This window comes from Streptomyces sp. NPDC093586 (genome assembly GCF_044764905.1).
In the GTDB taxonomy this organism is placed as follows: domain Bacteria; phylum Actinomycetota; class Actinomycetes; order Streptomycetales; family Streptomycetaceae; genus Streptomyces.
The window spans coordinates 17,499-35,590 of the sequence record NZ_JBIWJA010000034.1; the positions used below are offsets into that span (position 1 = coordinate 17,499).

Here is an 18,092-nt window from a genome sequence, read left to right on the forward strand (position 1 = left end):
AGGGGAATCGGGTCCCGCCGGATACCTATCGTGAGGAACGTGGCTGATCAAAGGTCCGCACAGACGTCCCATTGGGAGAGGTAATGGCAAGGCAACGAAATCTGGCGGCTTCGCTGGGTGCCTGGAGCGCCCGGCACCGCAGGACCGCGCTTTTCGGATGGCTCTTCGCCGTCATCGCGCTCACGGTGCTGGGCGGCCTGGTGGGCCAGAAGAGCCTGACCGAAGCCGACTACGGCACGGGCGAGTCGGGCCGCGCCGCCCGGCTCCTCGTCGACGCCGGCATCAAAACCCCGGCGCCCGAGATGGTCCTCGTCCACAGCGACGGACTGACCGCCGACGACCCCGCGTTCAAGAAGGCCGTCACCGACGCCATCGCCGCCGTGGACGGCACGCGCCTCGCGCAGAACATCGGCGACCCCTACCGGACCGGCGCCGTCTCGCAGGACCGGCACGACGCGCTGATCCAGTTCGCCGTGAAGGGCGACCCGGACACGGCCGCCGACCGCATCCAGCCGGTCGTCGACGCGCTGGCGAAGGCCGACGACGCCCACGCGGACGTGACGCTGGGCCAGTACGGCGCCGCCAGCGGCCTCAAGGGCATCAACGACTCGCTCGGCGAGGACTTCACCCGCGCCGAGTTCACCGCCGTGCCCGTCGCCCTCGGCATCCTGCTCGTCGTGTTCGGCGCGCTCGTGGCCGCCGTCCTGCCGCTGGTCCTCGCGATCACCGCCTGCGTCGCCGCGATGGGCCTGCTCGCGCTGTCCAGCCAGCTCGTCCCCGTCGACTCGATGACCAGCTCGGTGCTGCTCCTCATGGGCCTCGCCGTCGGCGTCGACTACTGCCTGTTCTACATCCGCCGCGAGCGCGAGGAGCGCGCCGCCGGCCGCGACAAGGAGAGCGCGCTGCGCATCGCGGCCGCGACCTCCGGCCGCTCGGTGCTGATCTCCGGCCTGACCGTGGCCGTCGCCATGGCCGGCATGTTCCTGTCCGGCCTCACCGTCTTCGAGGGCTTCGCCGTCGCCACGATCGAGGTCGTGCTGATCGCGGTCCTCGGCTCCATGACGGTGCTGCCCGCCGTGATGGCGATGCTCGGCGACCGCATCGACGCCGGCCGGATCCCCGGCCTGCGCCGCAGGACGCGGGTGCGCGCCGCCGGCCAGAAGCCGGGCCGGCTGCTCGGCGCCGTGCTGAAGGCGCCCGCCGTGTTCGCGGTCGTCGGCATCGCGGCCCTGCTCGCCCTCGCCTCGCCCGCGCTGTCCATGAAGACGGAGAAGCTGGGCTTCGACCAGCTGCTGCCCGCCGACAACGTCACCGCGCAGACGGCCAAGCGGATCGAGAAGGTTTTCCCCGGCGCGCCCGCCCCGGCCCAGATCGTCTTCGAGACCGACGACATCGGCTCCGCCGCGGCCACCGCCGCCATCGCCGACTTCAAGAAGCAGGCGCTGGCCTCCGGCCACGTCAAGAACCCCGTCGAGGTGACCGTCCACAAGGACGAGAACATCGCCGTGATCAACGCGCCGCTCGCCGGCGACGGCCGGGGCGCGACCTCGGTCCGCGCCCTGGAGCGGCTGCGCGACGAGATCATCCCGGCCACCCTGGAGAAGGACGGCGCCGCCCGGGCGCCGGTCGGCGGCGACCTGGCCTTCTCCACCGACTACAACGACCAGCTCAAGTCGTCGATCGTGCCCGTCTTCGCCTTCGTGATGGGCATCAGCTTCCTGCTGATGCTGCTCTGCTTCCGCTCCCCGGTCATCGCGATCACGTCGATCCTCCTCAACCTCCTGTCGGTGGCGGCCGCCTACGGCGTCATGACCGCCGTCTTCCAGAAGGGCTGGGGCGACGGCCTGGTCGGGACGACCGCCGTCGGCGCCGTCGAGTCCTGGATGCCGCTGTTCGTCTTCGTGGTCCTGTTCGGCCTGTCGATGGACTACCACGTCTTCGTGGTCTCCCGGATCCGCGAGGCCCACGACAGCGGCGCCGGCAACCGCTCGGCCGTCGCCCACGGCATCCGCTCCACCGCCGGTGTCGTCACCAGCGCCGGGCTGATCATGGTGGCCGTGTTCGCGGTCTTCGGCACGCTGTCCATGCAGGACTTCAAGCAGCTGGGCGTGGGCCTGGCCGTGGCGGTCCTGCTCGACGCCACGCTCGTGCGCGCCGTCCTGCTGCCCGCCGTGATGGTCCTGCTCGGCCGGTCCAACTGGTGGCTGCCCGGCTGGCTGACGTGGCTGCCGCAGCTCTCGCACGGTGAGGAGGAGCCGGCCCCGACCCCCGCCCAGCGCTCCGCCCCGCAGCGGTCCGGGCCCGCGCAGAACGAACACACCCTCGCCGGGCGCTGAGCCGGCCAGGCCTGCCCGGCCGGGCGGACCGCACCCTTCTTTCCTCTCCACCGATTTCCCAAGGGCCTTCACCCGTGTACGAGTTCAGCGTCATCGGCGGCAAGACCGCGCGCGAGATCATCGTCTCCTCGCGACAGGACACCGCCGATGCCGTCCGCGACACCCACCTCGCCCACCACGCCGGCGACTCGGTCACCCCCGACAACTGCTTCCTGCGCTTCCCCGAGAAGCCCGACGCCCGCATCATCGCGTTCCCCGCGCACCTGGGCACCGACGTCTCCGGCACCAAGTGGATCAGCAGCTTCCCGGCGGACATCCGGCGCGGCATCCCCCGCGCGTCCGCGGCCCCGCTGCTCAACGACTACGAGACGGGCCACCCCTTCGCCTGCCTGGAGGCCTCGCAGATCAGCGCCGCCCGCACGGCCGCCTCCGCGCTCTTCGCGGCGGATCGGCTGACCGGCGGGCGCACCGCCGGCAAGCCGTCCGTCGCCGGCGCCGGCATCATCGCCCGCAACATTCTGGAGTTCTTCGCGGCCCGCGGCCGGCAGGCCGGCGCCGTCCGCGGCCGACGCGTGATCACCACGCTGCCCGGCGGCCAGGCCGACCGGGCCCCTCGGCCGCGACTTCGTCGCCGGCGCCCCGAACCGGTGCCGGGTCGCGGACTTCACCCACATGAAGACCTGGGCAGGTGTCGACCACGTCGCCTTCGTCGTGGACACCTTCTCCCGCCGGATCGTCGGCTGGTCCGCGGCCACCGTGAAGGAGACGGTCTTCGCGCCGGACGCCCTGGAGATGGCACTGCGGCAACGCGGCCGGGGCCAACGCTCCGTTCGTCCTGGCGAGTTGACACATCACTCGGATGCCGGGTCGCAGTACACGAGTTTCCGGCTCGCCGGCCACCTGGAGGCCGCCGGCATCGCCGCCTCCCTCGGGCCGGTCGGCGACGCCCACGACAACACCCTGACGGAGAGCACGATCGGCCTGTTCAAGACCGAGCTGATCAAGCCCCGGCGGCCCTGGAAGACGCTGTCCGACGTCGAGCTCGCCACCGCCGAGTGCGTCGACCGGTACAACCACCGGCGACTCCACGGTGGGACAGGCCACGTCCCACCGGTCGAATACGAGAACAACCACTACCTCGCAACCACGGAACCCCAGATCACACCCAACGTCCGAGATCTCCATCGAACCCGGAACGGTTCAACCCGCCCTTCGTCGTTCTGACGTCGATGACCCGGTGAAACGGGAGGAATACGTGATGACCGTGCTCGACGAGCGGTCGTGGGCCGACGCGGCGGCGAGGAAGAGCCGGGCAGGATGCCGGATCCGGCCCCGGAGCAGAAGACGTCCTGCGGAACCGTCGTCCGCCTGATTCACCCACCGCCGCGTCCGGAGGCTTTGTCAGGGCCCGTCGCTCAGCCGGCGTACCCCATGCGGTGGCTGATCTCCTCGGCGCCTTTGAGCAGGACGGGGGCCAGCTCGTGGATACGCTGCTCGGTGAGGCGGTACGCGGGGCCGGAGGCGCTGAGGGCGGCGATGACCTCACCGGAGTGGGACCGGATCGGAGCCGCCACGGCGTGCAGCCCGATCTCGAGTTCCTCCAACGTCACCGCGTAACCGCGCTTCCGCGCCTCCGCGAGGTCCTTCTCCAGTGCGGTCTCGGAGGTTGTCGTGTGCGGCGTCAGCTTCCGCGTCCCGGACGCCGTGAGTGCCGCGGCGCGGTCTTCCGCCGACAGGTGGGCCAGCAGGACCTTGCCGCTGGACGTGGCGTGCAACGGCGTGAGCTGTCCGACCCAGTTGTGGGTACCGATCGCGCCCGGGCCGCGCACCTGGTACAGGTTGACCGCGTAATGCTCTTGCAGGACGGCGATGTTGACGGTCTCGCCGATCTCCTCGCTGAGCCGCTCGCACACCGCCCGGCCCTGCTGGGTGAGGTCGAGACGGTCCGTGACCGCGCCCGCCAGGCGCACGATCCCGAAACCGAGCCGGTACTTGCCCCGCTCGGTCGCCTGCTCGACGAGCCCGCGCGCCTCGAGTGCTCCGAGCAGGCGGAAAGCGGTCGACTTGTGGACGTCGAGCTCGGCGGCAACCTCGCTCACGCCTGCCTCCGCGCGCTGAGCGAGGATCTCCAGGACGCTGACGGCGCGGTCCACGGACTGCACCCCGCCCGCCGTGGCACCCGATGCCTCGCCGTCTGCCGTGTAGTTGCCCATGGCGCAACTATACGACTGGTCTTCGAGGCCCTGTGAGGTGTGGAAGGAACGTGCAAAACCTTGTGCGGGTGGCCTTGACGCCGCCACGGAATGGATATTTCGTTGCGCTTGAGGGAACGCGTTCTTTGAAGCGCAACCCTGTTGTGAGGCGTCCACCGTGATGGCACCGCCCAGGTCGGTCCCGGTACGGGTCCCCGGAACCCGTACAGCCGAAAGGGTCACGGTCGTGAGCCGCACAGTTCCCCGTCCCCCAGCCCGGGAGCTCACATGTCCATCAGTGCCATCGACGAGGTGCCGCTGAACACGTTCCATCGCAAACTCACCTGGGCCTGCGCCGGAGGTCCGTTCCTGGACGGTTACCTGCTCAGCATCATCGGTGTCGCACTGATCGGCATGAGCGACGAGCTGAACCTGAGCATCGGGGAGGAGAGCCTCATCGGCGCCGCCGCCCTGGTCGGCATCTTCATCGGGGGGCTGTTCGGCGGTATCGCCACCGACAGGCTGGGCCGTGAGGCGATGTACACCATCGACCTGATGATCCTGGTCGGCGTGTCGGTGCTGTCGGTGTTCTCCACCGAGGGCTGGCAGCTCGTGGTGCTGCGCTTCGTCCTCGGCGTGGCGATCGGAGCCGACTACCCCATCGCGACCTCACTGCTGGCTGAATGGGTGCCGAACCGGCACCGCGGCCGGTTGCTCGGAATCCTCATCCTCGCCTGGTACGTCGGTGCGGCGGCCGCCTATGTGGTCGGTTACGTCATGGCCGAGATCGGTGGCGCCGGTACCTGGCGGTGGATGCTCGCCTCCGGAGCATTGCTGAGCGCGGTGGTCCTGCTGATGCGGATCGGTACACCCGAGTCGCCGTTGTGGCTGGTGAACAAGGGGCGCACCGCCGATGCCCAGAAGTCGATCGAGCGAGCCCTGGGCCGTACCGTCCCGATCGATGAACTGGTCGCCGCGGCGGCCGCCGAACGGTCCGTGGAACGGCACCGGTTCCGTGACCTGTTCCAGGGCGTCCATCTGCGGCGGACGCTGTTCTGCGGGCTGTTCTACATGTGTCAGATCACGCCGATGTTCGCCCTGTACACCTTCGGGCCGACCATCCTGGGATCCTTCGGTCTCGGTGAGGGCAATGCCGGCAACCTCGGTTCGGCGCTGATCAGCGCCGTGTTCGTGCTGGGCTGTCTTCCCGCGCTGCGTCTGGTGGACCGGGTGGGGCGCCGTCCCGTCATCGTGTGGTCCTTCGCCTTGATGGTGATCCCGCTCGCGGTGCTCGGCGGCGGGGAGTCGCTTCCCGTCGCGGTGGTCGTCGCCTGTTTCTGTACCTACGCCCTGCTCTCCGGCGGCCCCACGGTACTGGAGTGGACCTATCCCAACGAGCTGTTCCCCACCGGCATCCGGGCCACCGCGGGCGGCGTGGCCACCTCGATCAGCCGCATGGGCGCCGCCGCGGGCACCTTCCTGCTGCCGATCTCCCTGAGCAGGCTGGGCGTCGGCACGACCATGCTGATCGGCGCCGGTATCACCCTGGTCGGCTGGGTGGTGTCCCTGGCGTGGGCCGAGGAGACACGGGGTCGCACGCTGGCGGAGACCAGTGCCGCCCCGGCCGGCTCGCCACCGCCCTCGGCGGCCGACGGGAAACACGGAGCCGACGTGCGGGAGAACGACCTCGAGCGGTCCTGACGCCGTACGCGCCGGGCGGCCGGGCCGGCCGTTGCCGCAAACCATTCACCGGTCGTCGCGGGGCCTCCGTCGACCGTCTCCCGCGGGACGTACTCGCGGCATGTTCGCAATTCCCTCCCCCCCTCACGGAGTATGGCGTGGCAATCAGCGTCTTCGACCTGTTCTCCATCGGCATCGGTCCGTCCAGCTCGCACACGGTCGGCCCGATGCGAGCCGCCCGGATGTTCGCCGTCCGGCTGAAGGAGGACGGTCTGCTCGCCCGGTCCGCCGCGGTGCGGGCGGAGTTGTTCGGCTCGCTCGGCGCCACCGGCCACGGCCACGGCACCCCCAAGGCGGTGCTGCTCGGCCTGGAGGGCAACGAACCGCACACGGTCGACGTCGCCCGGGCCGAGCTGGACGTCGAGCGAATCCGCGGTACCAAGCGAATCCGCCTCCTCGGTACCGGGATCGGGCCGGACCACGAGATCGACTTCGACGTCGACACCCAACTGGTTCTCCACCGCCGGCGTTCGCTGCCGTACCACGCCAACGGCATGACGCTGTGGGCGTACGACGCGGACGGGCAGCCGCTGCTGGAGAAGACGTACTACTCGGTCGGCGGCGGCTTCGTCGTGGACGAGGACGCGGTGGGCGCGGACCGCATCGTGCTCGACGACACGGTGCTGAAGTACCCCTTCCGCACCGGCGACGAGCTGCTGCGCCTGACCCGGGAGACGGGCCTGTCGATCTCCGCACTGATGCTGGAGAACGAGCGGGCGTGGCGCACCGAGGAGGAGATCCGCGCGGGTCTGCTGGAGATCTGGCGCGTGATGCGGGCGTGCGTGGACCGCGGCATGTCCCGGGAGGGCATCCTGCCGGGCGGCCTGAAGGTCCGCCGCCGCGCCGCCGCCGCGGCACGGGCGATGCGCAGCGAGGGTGATCCGGCGCTCCGCGCGATGGAGTGGGTGACCCTCTACGCGATGGCCGTGAACGAGGAGAACGCGGCCGGCGGCCGGGTCGTCACGGCGCCGACGAACGGCGCGGCGGGCATCATCCCGGCGGTCCTGCACTACTACATGAACTTCGTGCCCGGCGCCGACGAGGAGGGCGTGGTCCGCTTCCTGCTGGCGGCCGGCGCGATCGGCATGCTGTTCAAGGAGAACGCCTCCATCTCCGGCGCCGAGGTCGGCTGCCAGGGCGAGGTCGGCTCCGCCTGCTCGATGGCGGCGGGCGCGCTCGCCGAGGTGCTGGGCGGCAGCCCCGAGCAGGTCGAGAACGCCGCCGAGATCGGCATGGAACACAACCTGGGCCTGACCTGCGACCCCGTCGGCGGCCTCGTCCAGATCCCGTGCATCGAGCGCAACGGCATGGCCGCGGTCAAGGCGGTCACGGCCGCCCGGATGGCGATGCGCGGCGACGGCTCGCACAAGGTGTCCCTCGACAAGGTCATCAAGACCATGAAGGAGACCGGCGCCGACATGAAGGTCAAGTACAAGGAGACGGCGCGCGGCGGGCTCGCGGTCAACGTCATCGAATGCTGAGGACGGGAGTCCAGGGGCGCAACGCCGTGCCGGCGCCCGGGCTCACGCTCGTCGACTTCCTGTGCGGGGCGATGTGATCATCTCCGTAACGATGGGTGTACGGGACTTGACCTATCGGCACCGATCGGGAAACTGTTGCACATCGAGCTTTCGGTTGCGTGTCGCGCACTGCGGTGTGCAGGTCCGGCGCGGCCGGGGACGTCCCCCTCCCGCCCCCTCCCTCCTCCCATGCCCCGTTCGGAAGGTCTCCGATGAGTACCCCTGCGACGAAGAAGCCGAGTTCGACCACGGCCCGGCTCGATCCGGCCGTCCTCTACATCTCCGTGACGCTGTCCGCCCTCTTCGTGGCGTGGGGAGTGTTCTTCACGGACAATCTCGCCGCGGTGGCCGAGGTATCGCTGGGGCGGATCATCGAGAACTTCGGCTGGCTCTTCGTCCTGGCCAGTTCCGGGTTCGTCCTGCTGGCGGTCGTGCTGGCGTTCAGCCGGTTCGGCCGGATCCGACTGGGCAAGGACACCGACCGTCCGGAATTCAGTACCGCCTCCTGGGTGGCGATGATGTTCAGCGCCGGCATGGGGATCGGTCTGATGTTCTACGGCGCGAGTGAACCGCTCATGCACTTGGCCAGCCCGCCGCCCGGCACGGCCAAGGCGGGCACGGACGACGCGGCCCGCGTGGCGCTGGAGTACTCGTACTTCCACTGGGCGGTCCATCCGTGGGCGATGTACGCCGTCGCCGGTCTCGCCCTCGCCTACTTCGGATTCCGCAAGGGCGGCAGCAGTCTGATCAGTTCCGCCTTCCGGCCCCTGCTCGGCGACCGGGTGAACGGGCCGCTGGGCAAGTCCATCGACATCCTGGCCGTCTTCGCCACCCTCTTCGGCTCCGCGGTCTCCCTGGGGCTCGGCTCGTTGCAGATCAACCACGGACTGAACGAGCTCTGGGGGATCGCGAACTCCACCGGGCTGGCCGTCTCGATCATCGCGGTGCTCACCGTCCTGTTCGTCGTCTCCGCCCTTTCCGGGGTGCATCGCGGCATCCAGTGGCTGAGCAACGGCAACATGATCCTGGCCGGTGTCCTGCTGCTGTTCGTCTTCGTCGTGGGTCCCACGGTGTTCATCCTGAACAGCCAGACCCAGGCACTGGGCGGCTACCTGGCCTCGCTCCCGGAGATGAGCTTCAGGACGGGTGCCTTCGGCGGCGGCGACTGGCTCTCCGGCTGGACGATCTTCTACTGGGCGTGGTGGATCTCCTGGACGCCGTTCGTGGGCACGTTCATCGCGCGGATCTCCCGCGGCCGCACGATCCGGCAGTTCATCATCGGTGTGATCGTCGCGCCGAGCGCGGTGAGCGTCGTGTGGTTCGCGGTCCTCGGCGGCACCGCGCTGAACCGGGAGATGCACGGCGGCCGGCTGTCCGCGGCGGTCGCCGAGGGCGAGGAGGCGGGCCTGTTCGCCACCTTGCAGACGCTGCCCTGGTTCACCATCACCTCGGTCCTGGTGATCGTCCTGGTCGGCCTGTTCTTCGTCAGCGGCGCCGACGCGGCCTCCGTGGTGCTGGGCATGCTCTCCTGCCGGGGCAGCATGAGCCCCAGTCGCCCCGTCGTGATCCTCTGGGGCGCGCTGACCGGCCTGGTCGCGGCCGTCCTGCTGCTGGCCGGAGGCTTGGAGGCGGTCAAGCAGGTCGCCATCATCGCCGCGTTCCCGTTCCTGTTCGTGATGATCGGCATGTGTGCCTCCCTGGTGAAGGCGCTGCGCGCCGAACCGAGGGGCGAACGGGTGCCGGAGGCCGTGGACCTCGCCGTCGGCGACGAACGGGCGCCGGACGACGGTGCGCGGCCGGCCGGGGCGGTGGATCCGCAGGTCACCGGCTGAGCCGTCGGGAGAGACGAGAACCGGCCGGAACAGGGCGCGCACGAGGGCCGCATCCCGGGGATGCGGCCCTCGTGCGCGCCCGCTCGCGTGGAGGCGGCCGAGTACGGCTCACCCGGTGACGGTCGGCCCCTTGACCTCCCACCTCCCTTTCCCCGATGCTCAGTTGCGCATAACGGTGCGTGTGCCGGATTGAGCAACGCATAGTCGAGAGCTCTCGCCAGAGGAGTACCCCATGGCCCACGAGGTTCGTGCCGTCGTCGCCCGCGAGAAGGGCGCCCCGGTCTCCGTCGAGACGATCGTCGTCCCCGACCCCGGTCCGGGGGAGGCGCTCGTCGCGATCGAGGCGTGCGGCGTCTGCCACACCGACCTCCACTACCGGGAGGGCGGCATCAACGACGAGTTCCCCTTCCTGCTCGGGCACGAGGCCGCAGGTCGCGTCGAGGCCGTCGGAGAGGGGGTCGCCGGCGTCGAGCCGGGTGACTTCGTCATCCTGAACTGGCGTGCGGTCTGCGGGAAGTGCAGGGCGTGCAGCAAGGGCAAGCCCTGGTACTGCTTCGCCACGCACAACGCGAAGCAGCCGATGACGCTGCTCGACGGCACGCCGCTCTCGCCCGCGCTCGGCATCGGCGCCTTCGCGGAGAAGACGCTGGTCGCCGCGGGACAGTGCACCAAGGTCGACCCGGCGGCTCCGGCGGCCGCCGCCGGCCTGCTGGGATGCGGTGTCATGGCGGGCTTCGGCGCCGCCGTGAACACCGGCGCCGTCGGCCGTGGGGACTCCGTCGCCGTCATCGGCTGCGGCGGGGTCGGCATGGCCGCCGTCGCGGGGGCGAAGCTCGCCGGCGCCACCAAGGTCATCGCCGTCGACGTCGACCGGCGCAAGCTGGAGCGGGCCGTGAGCATGGGCGCCACCCATGTGATCGACGGCCGGGAGACGGACGTCGTGGAAGCCGTGCGCGAGCTGACCGGCGGCAACGGCGCGGACGTGGTCGTCGACGCGGTCGGCCGGCCCGAGACCTACAAGCAGGCCTTCTACGCCCGCGACCTGGCCGGCACGGTCGTCCTGGTCGGCGTGCCCACGCCGGAGATGACCGTGGACCTGCCGCTGCTCGACGTCTTCGGACGCGGTGGCGCGCTGAAGTCCAGCTGGTACGGCGACTGCCTGCCCTCGCGCGACTTCCCGGCGCTCATCGACCTGTACCTGTCGGGGGCCTTCGACCTGGACGCGTTCGTCACCGAGACCATCGGCCTGGGTGACGTGGAGAAGGCGTTCGAGAAGATGCACCACGGTGACGTCCTGCGCTCGGTCGTGGTGCTGTGATGGCCGGCACCGTCCGTATCGAGCACCTCGTCACCAGCGGCACCTTCAGCCTCGACGGCTCCACCTGGGACGTCGACAACAACGTCTGGATCGTCGGTGACGACAACGAGGTCGTGGTCGTCGACGCGGCGCACGACGCCGACGCCGTCCTGGCGGCCGTCGGCGACCGCCGTCTGACGGCCGTCGTGTGCACCCACGCCCACGACGACCATGTGAGCGCCGCCCCGGCCGTCGCGGACGCCACGGGCGCCCCCGTCCTCCTGCACCCCGACGATCAGGTGCTGTGGCAGCTGGCGCACCCGGACCGGCGGCCCGACGGTGCGCTCGCCGACGGCGAGGAGCTGAAGGTCGCGGGCATCGGCCTCCGGGTCCTCCACACGCCCGGACACGCCCCGGGGGCCGTGTGCCTGTACGCACCCGAGCTGGGAGCCCTGTTCAGCGGCGACACCCTGTTCGCCGGAGGACCCGGCGCGACCGGGCGCTCGCACAGCGACTTCGGCACGATCATCACGTCGATCCGTGACCGGCTGCTGGCGCTCCCGGGGGAGACGACCGTCCACACCGGCCACGGCGAGTCGACCAGTATCGCCGCGGAGGCCCCGCATCTCGCCGAGTGGGTGGCCCGCGGCCGGTGACGCGGGCCCGGCCACGCCCCGTCGGGGCGCTCGACTGCCGTGTCGTTCCTTCGGACGGCACCCGCAGCCGAGCGCCCCGATCCGGCCCCACTGCGGCCGGCCCCCGTCCCTTCACCGGCCGCCCCCGTCCCTTCGCCGGGGGCCGCCGTGTACGGCCTCGCCCCGCCGGCCCGCTTCGGCGGGCTCGTCGCCCCCGGCCTGTGCGACGTGACCGGCGACCCCACCGCCCAGGAGACCACTCCCCCGCCGCCCCGGAGACCGCTCCCCCGCGGCCCCTACCGCGGTGGCGTCGGCCGGTCCGACGCCGGCCGGAGGACCGGTGAACCGGCCGTGGGCATCCGCGCGGCGCTCGGCGACGGCCGCTTCGTCCGCGCGCCCCGACTCCCCTGTGCCCGCACGGATTTGGGCGGTTCCCCGCCCCGCCGCCCGCCACCGTGCCTCACTCGGCCGCGACTCGTGCTTCCCCGCCTCTCCGTGCCTTGACAGGGGTTCGTGGCCGTCTCACACTGACGTTGCGGTCACCGCAATCCGTTTCGCTATACGCACCGAGGTGTCATGATGATTCCCGCGTGCCGTCTCGCGGATCTGCCGCGAGGAGAGGCTCACCGGCTCGACATCGATCCGCCGGTCTCGGTCTTCCACACCGACGACGGCGAGGTCTTCGCCATCGACGACACCTGCACCCATCAGGACGCCTCGCTCGCCGACGGCTGGCTGGAGGGCTGCGAGGTGGAATGCCCGCTCCACGCTTCGACGTTCGACCTGCGGACCGGAGCCGTCGACGCTCCGCCGGCCAAGCTCCCCGTCCGGACGCACGAGGTCGTCGTCCAGGACGGCATGATCTACGTCCGGCTGTCCACGGAGGCCCCCAACCTGCCGCCCTGTGTCGCGGCCAGGCTCGCCGGCGGTCCCGCATGAGGACCGTCGCCGTGGTGGGGGCCTCGCTCGCGGGCCTGTCCGCGGCGCGCTCGCTGCGCAAGCAGGGCTTCGACGGGCGGCTGATCGTCATCGGCGAGGAACCGCACCGCCCCTACGACAGGCCACCGCTGTCCAAGGAGTTCCTCGCCGGGAAGATCGACGAAGGCGATCTGGTGCTGGAGCAGGACGGCGAGGACCTGGCGGCGCAGTGGCTGTTCGGCGCCCGCGCCACCGGGCTCGACGCGGAGCGGCGCGCCGTCCGGCTCGCCGACGGCCGGGAGATGAGGGCCGACGGCGTCGTCATCGCGACCGGCGCGGCCGCGCGGACGCTGCCGGGCGCGGACGGCCTGGCCGGGGTGCACACCCTGCGGACCCTGGACGACGCCCGCGCTCTGCGGGAGGACCTGGCGCTGGGCGGCAGGCTCGTCGTGATCGGCGGCGGGTTCATCGGCGCCGAGGTCGCCTCCACCGCATACGCCCTCGGACTCGACGTGACGGTCGTCGAGGCGGCGCCGGCCCCGCTGGCCGGACCGCTCGGCGAGGACATGGGCCGCATCGTCTCCGCCCTCCACGCGGACCACGGCGTACGGCTGGTGTGCGGCGTGGGCGTCAAGGGGCTGAGCGGGGAGACCCGGGTCGGCGCCGTTCTGCTCGACGACGGCCGTACCATTCCCGCCGACACCGTCGTCGTCGGCGTCGGCGCGCGCCCGTGCGTCGAGTGGCTGGAGGGCTCCGGCGTCGCGCTCGACAACGGCGTGAAGTGCGGTGCGGACGGCCGCACCAGCCTGGCCGGTGTCGTCGCGGTCGGCGACTGCGCCTCGTGGTACGACCCGCGGGCGGGCGTGCACCGCCGCGTCGAACACTGGACCGGCGCCCGGGAGCGGCCGGACGCGGCCGTGGCCGCGCTGCTGTCGTGGGGTGCGACGGAACCGGGCGCGCCCAGGCCGCCGTACTTCTGGTCCGACCAGTACGGCGTGCGGATCCAGTTCGCCGGACATGCGGCGGGCGCGGACAGCGTGACGATCGAGGAGGGCACCCCGGAGGACCGCGACGTCCTGGCCGTCTACCGGCGCGCCGGGCGCCCGGTCGCCGTCCTCGGCATGAACCGGACACGGCTGTTCACGCGGTGGCGCAAGCAGCTCGCGGCCCCGCCGTCCTGACCGTGCCCGCGCACCGCCTCAGCCCAGGTAGCCCATGCGATGACTGATCTCGTCCGCGCCCTTGACCAGCACGGGAGCGAGTTCGTGCATGAGCTCCTCGGTGAGCCGGTAGGCGGGTCCGGAGGCGCTGAGCGCCGCGACGACCTTTCCGTCCCGGTCGCGGACCGGCGCGGCCATGGCGTGCAGCCCGATCTCCAGCTCCTCCAGGGTCCAGGAGTAGCCGCGCTCCCGGGCCTCGGCGAGGTTCTTCTCGAGCCGGGTCTTCGTGGTCAGGGTGTGCGGGGTCACCTTGTTCAGCCGGATCTCCGACAGCAGCGCGGCGCGCTCCTCGGCGGGCATGTGGGCCAGGAGGATCTTGCCGCTGGAGGTGGCGTGCAACGGGGTCAGCTGGCCGACCCAGTTGTGCGCGGTGATGGCACCGGGACCGCGTACCTGGTAGAGGTTGATCGCGTAGTGCTCCCGCATCACGGCGACGTTGACGGTCTCGCCGATCTCCTCGGCGAGGCGCTCGCAGACCGGGCGGCTCTGCTGCGTGATGTCGATCCGCCCGGTGACCGCTCCCGCGAGGCGCACGACGCCGAAGCCCAGGCGGTACTTGCCGCGCTCACCGACCTGTTCCACCAGGCCCCGTGCCTCCAGGGCACCGAGCAGCCGGAACGCGGTGGACTTGTGCACACCGATCTCGGCGGCCACCTCACTGACTCCGGCCTCACCGTGCCGGGCCAGGATCTCCAGCACGGTGATGGCACGGTCGACGGACTGCACGCCGCCGGGTTGCGAACCTGACGCTTCGTTATCCGGACGGAAGTTGCTCATGGCGCAACCATACTCCTAGTAAACATGGCCGACAGCGGCGTACGCCACAGGCGGGGCACGGAACGCGGGAGACGCGCATCGCGCAACGCGATCCGCATTGCGCTGCGCTCCTGGCATGAGGCGCGAAAGAAGGTGCGATGACCGGCGAATCCTTCCGCGCACTGCCGGGCGGTGTCCGCCGCGAAGTGCTGCCCGCGAGGGCGACCGAGGACAAGGCGCTCGCCCACGTTCCGCGCGGCATCGCCGTCACGGTGACGGCGATGCCGGTCAAGGGTCCGAAGCCCGTTCTCGACCTCGCCACCCGGCTCGCGGCGCACGGTCACCGTGTCGTGCCGCACGTGCCCGCGCGGCTGCTCCGGGACGACGCGCACCTGAAGGACGCCGTCGACCGGCTCCGTGGCGCGGGCGTGGACGACGTCTTCGCCCCTGCGGGCGACGCCGGTCCGCCGGCCGGACCCCACGACGGGGCGCCGCCGCTCCCGCGCGGGCTGGGCGAGCCGGGCAGCCCCTTCGCCCAGGCCGGGATCACCGGACACCCCGAGAGCCATCCGCTGATCCACGACGACCTCACCATCCAGGCGATGCGGGCCGAGCGGGCGCACGCCACCTGCATCGTCAGCAACCTCTGCTTCGACCCCCGGCTGTTCGGTGACCGGGTGGGCCGGGTGCGCCGCCGCGGCGTGCCCCCGCCCCTCAGGGTGGGCGTCGCGGGGCCGGTGCAGCGGGCCAGGCCGCTGCCCATGGCCGCGAAGATCGGCGTGGAGGAGTCGACCCGCTTCCCGACCGGGCACGCCTCCTGGTTCCCGCGCTTCGCGGCCCCCGGCGGCCACTCGCCCGACCGGCTGCCCGCCGGCAGCGCCGGTGCGCTCACCGAGCCCTCGTCGGCAGTGGCCGGCCTGCGCGTCTTCACCTTCCATCAGATCGCCGAGACCGAGCGGTGGCGCCGTGCCCTGCTCGACCGGGCCGGCGAGCGGTGACCGTGCCGTACCGCGCATGACGGGACAGCCGTCGGCGGGGCCCGGCAGACCCCTCGACGGGCCTGCCGGGCCCCGCCGCGTTCCGGGCTGTTCCCCGACGTCACGGACCCCTTGACACCCACTCCCCCGAGGGGCACATTGAGTTGCGCAGCATGAATCCTGTTGCGCAACAGGCAACCGAAACGTTTTCAACGTCGGAGGTGCGGCGATGGCGGGACCCCGGGTGGTCATCATCGGAGCGGGCGTCGTGGGAGCGGCGCTCGCCGACGAGATCTCCGAGCGAGGCTGGACCGAGGTGACGGTGGTCGACCAGGGCCCGCTCCCCGCCACGGGGGGATCGACGTCGCACGCCCCGGGCCTGGTCTTCCAGACCAACTCGTCGAAGACCATGACCGAGATGGCCCGCTACACCGTCGAGAAGTTCTGCTCGCTCGACGTCGACGGCGAGCCCTGCTTCCTCCAGGTCGGCGGCCTCGAGGTGGCGACCGGTACCGAGCGCGTCGCGGAGCTCCAGCGGCGCCACGGATGGCTCGCCTCATGGGGCATCGAGGCCCGGCTGATCGGCCCCGAGGAGTGCGTCGAACAGCACCCGCTCGTGAACCCGGACAAGGTCCTCGCCGGTCTGCTGGTCCCGACCGACGGCATCGCGAAGGCCGTCCTCGCCGTCGAGGCGCAGATCCGGCGGGCCACCGGGCGCGGTGTGCGCTTCCTCGCCCGCCACGAGGTCCTGGACGTCCGGCACAGCATGGGCCGGGTGACCGGCGTCCTCACCGACCAGGGGGAGATCCCCGCCGACGTCGTCGTGTGCTGTGCCGGCATCTGGGGACCGAAGATCGCCCGCATGGCCGGTATGAACCTGCCCCTCACCCCCCTCGCCCACCAGCTGGCCTGGACGGGCCCCGTCCCGGCGCTGGCCGGCCAGACCGAGGAGGCGGTGCGCCCGATCCTGCGCCACCAGGACGCCGACCTCTACTACCGCGACCGCTTCGACGGCCTGGGCATCGGCTACTACGGGCACCGCTCCATGCCGGTCACCGCCGACGAGATCCTGTCCGTGGACGACGCCGACGGGATGCCGTCGGTGCTGAAGTTCACCGAGGAGGACTTCGAGGACGCCTGGGCCGAGACCCGGTCACTGCTCCCCGTCACCCGCGAGGCCAAGGTCGAGGAAGGCATCAACGGCCTCTTCTCGTTCACCACCGACGGCCTGCCCCTCCTCGGCGAGTCCCCGGACGTCAGGGGCTTCTGGGTCGCGGAGGCCGTGTGGGTCACCCACTCCGCCGGCGTGGGGCGGGCCATGGCCGAATGGCTGGTCGACGGCCACTGTTCGTCCTTCGACCTGCACGAGTGCGACGTCAACCGCTTCGAGCCGCACCAGCTGGCCCCGGAGTACGTGCTCGCCCGCGACTGCCGGAACTTCGACGAGGTCTACGACATCCTCCACCCGCTCCAGCCGCCGGAGGACCTGCGGCCCCTGCGCACCAGCCCCTTCTACGCCCGCCAGCAGGAACTCGGCGCCTTCTTCCTGGAGGCGAACGGCTGGGAACGCCCCCAGTGGTACGAGGCCAACGCGGGCCTGGTCGAAGGCCGTTCCATCGTGACCCCCAACGACTGGGCGGCGCGCTTCTGGTCGCCTGTCGTCGGCGCCGAGGCGCAGATCACCCGGGAGACCGTCGCCCTGTACGACATGACGGCCCTCAAGCGGCTCGAGGTGAGCGGGCGCGGTGCCGCCGCCTTCCTGGAGCGGCTGTGCACCGGCAAGGTCGACAAGTCCGTCGGCTCCGTCACCTACACCCTCCTGCTCGATCAGGACGGCGGCATCCGCAGCGACATCACCGTCGCCCGGCTGTCCTTCGACCGCTTCCAGATCGGCGCCAACGGCAACCTGGACCTCGACTGGTTCACCCGCCACCTGCCCGCCGACGGCACCGTCCAGGTCCGCGACATCACCGCCGGCACCTGCTGCGTCGGCCTGTGGGGGCCGCTGGCCCGCAAGGTCCTCCAGCCCTTGACGGACGAGGACTTCTCCAACGACGGCCTGAAGTATTTCCGCGCCAAGCAGGCCTACATCGGCTCGGTGCCGGTCACCGCGATGCGGCTGTCGTACGTCGGCGAACTCGGCTGGGAGCTGTACACCACCGCCGACCAGGGGCAGAAGCTGTGGGACACCCTGTGGGAGGCGGCCCGGCCGCTGGGCGGCATCGTGGCGGGCCGCGGCGCCTTCAACAGCCTCCGCCTGGAGAAGGGATACCGCTCCTTCGGCACCGACATGACCTACGAGCACGACCCCTACGAGGCCGGGGTCGGTTTCGCCGTCAAACCCGACAAGGGCGATTTCCTCGGCAGGGCCGCGCTGGAACGGCGCAGGGCCGACGTGCGCCGCAGGCTGACCTGCCTCACCATCGACGACCCGCGGGCCGTCGTGATGGGCAAGGAGCCGGTGTACGACGGCGACCGCCCCGTCGGTTACGTCACCAGCGCCGCCTACGGCTACACGATCGGCAAGGGCATCGCCTACGCGTGGCTCCCGGCGGAGCTCGCCACCACCGGCCGCCCCCTGCGGATCGGCTACTTCGACCAGCGCGTCGAGGCGGTCGTGGCCGAGGAGCCCCTGTTCGACCCGGCCATGTCCCGCCTCCGTGGCTGAC

At 71.3% G+C, this 18,092-nt stretch carries 13 protein-coding genes and 1 pseudogene; 12 read left to right on the forward strand and 2 right to left on the reverse strand.

Features of this window, described 5'->3' with window-relative positions; all coding sequences use genetic code 11:
* The first annotated feature begins 83 nt into the window (after positions 1 to 83).
* The 3 genes and pseudogenes from ACIRFH_RS28240 (at position 84) to ACIRFH_RS28250 (ending at position 3,560) form a co-directional block, all read left to right on the forward strand.
* A complete protein-coding gene (locus tag ACIRFH_RS28240) occupies positions 84 to 2,336 on the forward strand; it encodes an MMPL family transporter (RefSeq protein WP_403526607.1) in 2,253 nt (750 codons plus the stop codon).
* Between the two features lie 74 nt (positions 2,337 to 2,410).
* Positions 2,411 to 2,812: pseudogene (locus ACIRFH_RS28245) on the forward strand (2,3-diaminopropionate biosynthesis protein SbnB); the annotation flags it as partial.
* Between the two features lie 196 nt (positions 2,813 to 3,008).
* Positions 3,009 to 3,560: a DDE-type integrase/transposase/recombinase gene (locus tag ACIRFH_RS28250; RefSeq protein ID WP_403526610.1), complete on the forward strand. Its 552-nt coding sequence runs from the start codon at positions 3,009 to 3,011 to the stop codon at positions 3,558 to 3,560.
* Between the two features lie 191 nt (positions 3,561 to 3,751).
* Here the strand turns inward: ACIRFH_RS28250 and ACIRFH_RS28255 are convergent, their stop codons facing one another.
* Positions 3,752 to 4,549, reverse strand: a complete 798-nt coding sequence (locus tag ACIRFH_RS28255) for an IclR family transcriptional regulator (RefSeq protein ID WP_403526613.1) — start codon at positions 4,547 to 4,549, stop codon at positions 3,752 to 3,754.
* A gap of 267 nt (positions 4,550 to 4,816) precedes the next feature.
* Between ACIRFH_RS28255 and ACIRFH_RS28260 the strand changes: the two genes are divergently transcribed.
* The 7 genes from ACIRFH_RS28260 to ACIRFH_RS28290 all read left to right on the forward strand — a co-directional run bounded on the left by ACIRFH_RS28260 (position 4,817) and on the right by ACIRFH_RS28290 (position 13,651).
* Positions 4,817 to 6,229 (forward strand): MFS transporter, encoded by a 1,413-nt coding sequence (locus tag ACIRFH_RS28260; protein ID WP_403526616.1) that lies wholly within the window; start codon positions 4,817 to 4,819, stop codon positions 6,227 to 6,229.
* A gap of 137 nt (positions 6,230 to 6,366) precedes the next feature.
* Entirely contained in the window at positions 6,367 to 7,749 is a 1,383-nt protein-coding gene (locus ACIRFH_RS28265; protein WP_403526618.1) for an L-serine ammonia-lyase, read from the forward strand.
* 251 nt (positions 7,750 to 8,000) lie between these two features.
* A complete protein-coding gene (locus ACIRFH_RS28270) occupies positions 8,001 to 9,620 on the forward strand; it encodes a BCCT family transporter (RefSeq protein WP_403526621.1) in 1,620 nt (539 codons plus the stop codon).
* Positions 9,621 to 9,852: 232 nt separating this feature from the next.
* Positions 9,853 to 10,938, forward strand: coding sequence for an S-(hydroxymethyl)mycothiol dehydrogenase (locus ACIRFH_RS28275; protein ID WP_403526624.1), 1,086 nt, complete (start codon positions 9,853 to 9,855; stop codon positions 10,936 to 10,938).
* Positions 10,938 to 11,573 carry an MBL fold metallo-hydrolase gene (locus ACIRFH_RS28280; RefSeq protein ID WP_403526627.1) on the forward strand — a complete coding sequence of 212 codons (636 nt, stop codon included), beginning with the start codon at positions 10,938 to 10,940 and terminating at the stop codon, positions 11,571 to 11,573. Before ACIRFH_RS28275 ends, ACIRFH_RS28280 begins: the two co-directional genes overlap by 1 nt.
* Before the next feature lie 555 nt (positions 11,574 to 12,128).
* Positions 12,129 to 12,491: a bifunctional 3-phenylpropionate/cinnamic acid dioxygenase ferredoxin subunit gene (locus ACIRFH_RS28285; RefSeq protein WP_403526630.1), complete on the forward strand. Its 363-nt coding sequence runs from the start codon at positions 12,129 to 12,131 to the stop codon at positions 12,489 to 12,491.
* Positions 12,488 to 13,651 carry an NAD(P)/FAD-dependent oxidoreductase gene (locus ACIRFH_RS28290; RefSeq protein ID WP_403526632.1) on the forward strand — a complete coding sequence of 388 codons (1,164 nt, stop codon included), beginning with the start codon at positions 12,488 to 12,490 and terminating at the stop codon, positions 13,649 to 13,651. Before ACIRFH_RS28285 ends, ACIRFH_RS28290 begins: the two co-directional genes overlap by 4 nt.
* A gap of 18 nt (positions 13,652 to 13,669) precedes the next feature.
* On the opposite strand, the gene ACIRFH_RS28295 is transcribed toward ACIRFH_RS28290, so the two are convergent.
* Positions 13,670 to 14,416, reverse strand: a complete 747-nt coding sequence (locus tag ACIRFH_RS28295) for an IclR family transcriptional regulator (RefSeq protein WP_403526635.1) — start codon at positions 14,414 to 14,416, stop codon at positions 13,670 to 13,672.
* A gap of 188 nt (positions 14,417 to 14,604) precedes the next feature.
* Here ACIRFH_RS28295 and ACIRFH_RS28300 point away from each other — a divergent pair, with 188 nt between their 5' ends.
* Together ACIRFH_RS28300 and ACIRFH_RS28305 are read left to right on the forward strand one after the other, a co-directional pair.
* Entirely contained in the window at positions 14,605 to 15,444 is an 840-nt protein-coding gene (locus tag ACIRFH_RS28300) for a 5,10-methylenetetrahydrofolate reductase (protein ID WP_403526636.1), read from the forward strand.
* Between the two features lie 208 nt (positions 15,445 to 15,652).
* Complete coding sequence (locus tag ACIRFH_RS28305) at positions 15,653 to 18,091, forward strand: FAD-dependent oxidoreductase (protein ID WP_403526639.1); 2,439 nt, start codon at positions 15,653 to 15,655, stop codon at positions 18,089 to 18,091.
* The last annotated feature ends 1 nt before the right edge of the window (position 18,092 follow it).

What these genes read in the sequence shown, in the direction of transcription:
- ACIRFH_RS28240 (WP_403526607.1), top strand. Translation starts at nt 84, where the DNA reads ATGGCAAGGCAACGAAATCTGGCGGCTTCGCTGGGTGCCTGGAGCGCC.
- ACIRFH_RS28250 (WP_403526610.1), top strand. Translation starts at nt 3,009, where the DNA reads ATGAAGACCTGGGCAGGTGTCGACCACGTCGCCTTCGTCGTGGACACC.
- ACIRFH_RS28255 (WP_403526613.1), bottom strand. Translation starts at nt 4,549, where the DNA reads ATGGGCAACTACACGGCAGACGGCGAGGCATCGGGTGCCACGGCGGGC.
- ACIRFH_RS28260 (WP_403526616.1), top strand. Translation starts at nt 4,817, where the DNA reads ATGTCCATCAGTGCCATCGACGAGGTGCCGCTGAACACGTTCCATCGC.
- ACIRFH_RS28270 (WP_403526621.1), top strand. Translation starts at nt 8,001, where the DNA reads ATGAGTACCCCTGCGACGAAGAAGCCGAGTTCGACCACGGCCCGGCTC.
- ACIRFH_RS28275 (WP_403526624.1), top strand. Translation starts at nt 9,853, where the DNA reads ATGGCCCACGAGGTTCGTGCCGTCGTCGCCCGCGAGAAGGGCGCCCCG.
- ACIRFH_RS28280 (WP_403526627.1), top strand. Translation starts at nt 10,938, where the DNA reads ATGGCCGGCACCGTCCGTATCGAGCACCTCGTCACCAGCGGCACCTTC.
- ACIRFH_RS28285 (WP_403526630.1), top strand. Translation starts at nt 12,129, where the DNA reads ATGATGATTCCCGCGTGCCGTCTCGCGGATCTGCCGCGAGGAGAGGCT.
- ACIRFH_RS28290 (WP_403526632.1), top strand. Translation starts at nt 12,488, where the DNA reads ATGAGGACCGTCGCCGTGGTGGGGGCCTCGCTCGCGGGCCTGTCCGCG.
- ACIRFH_RS28300 (WP_403526636.1), top strand. Translation starts at nt 14,605, where the DNA reads ATGACCGGCGAATCCTTCCGCGCACTGCCGGGCGGTGTCCGCCGCGAA.
- ACIRFH_RS28305 (WP_403526639.1), top strand. Translation starts at nt 15,653, where the DNA reads ATGGCGGGACCCCGGGTGGTCATCATCGGAGCGGGCGTCGTGGGAGCG.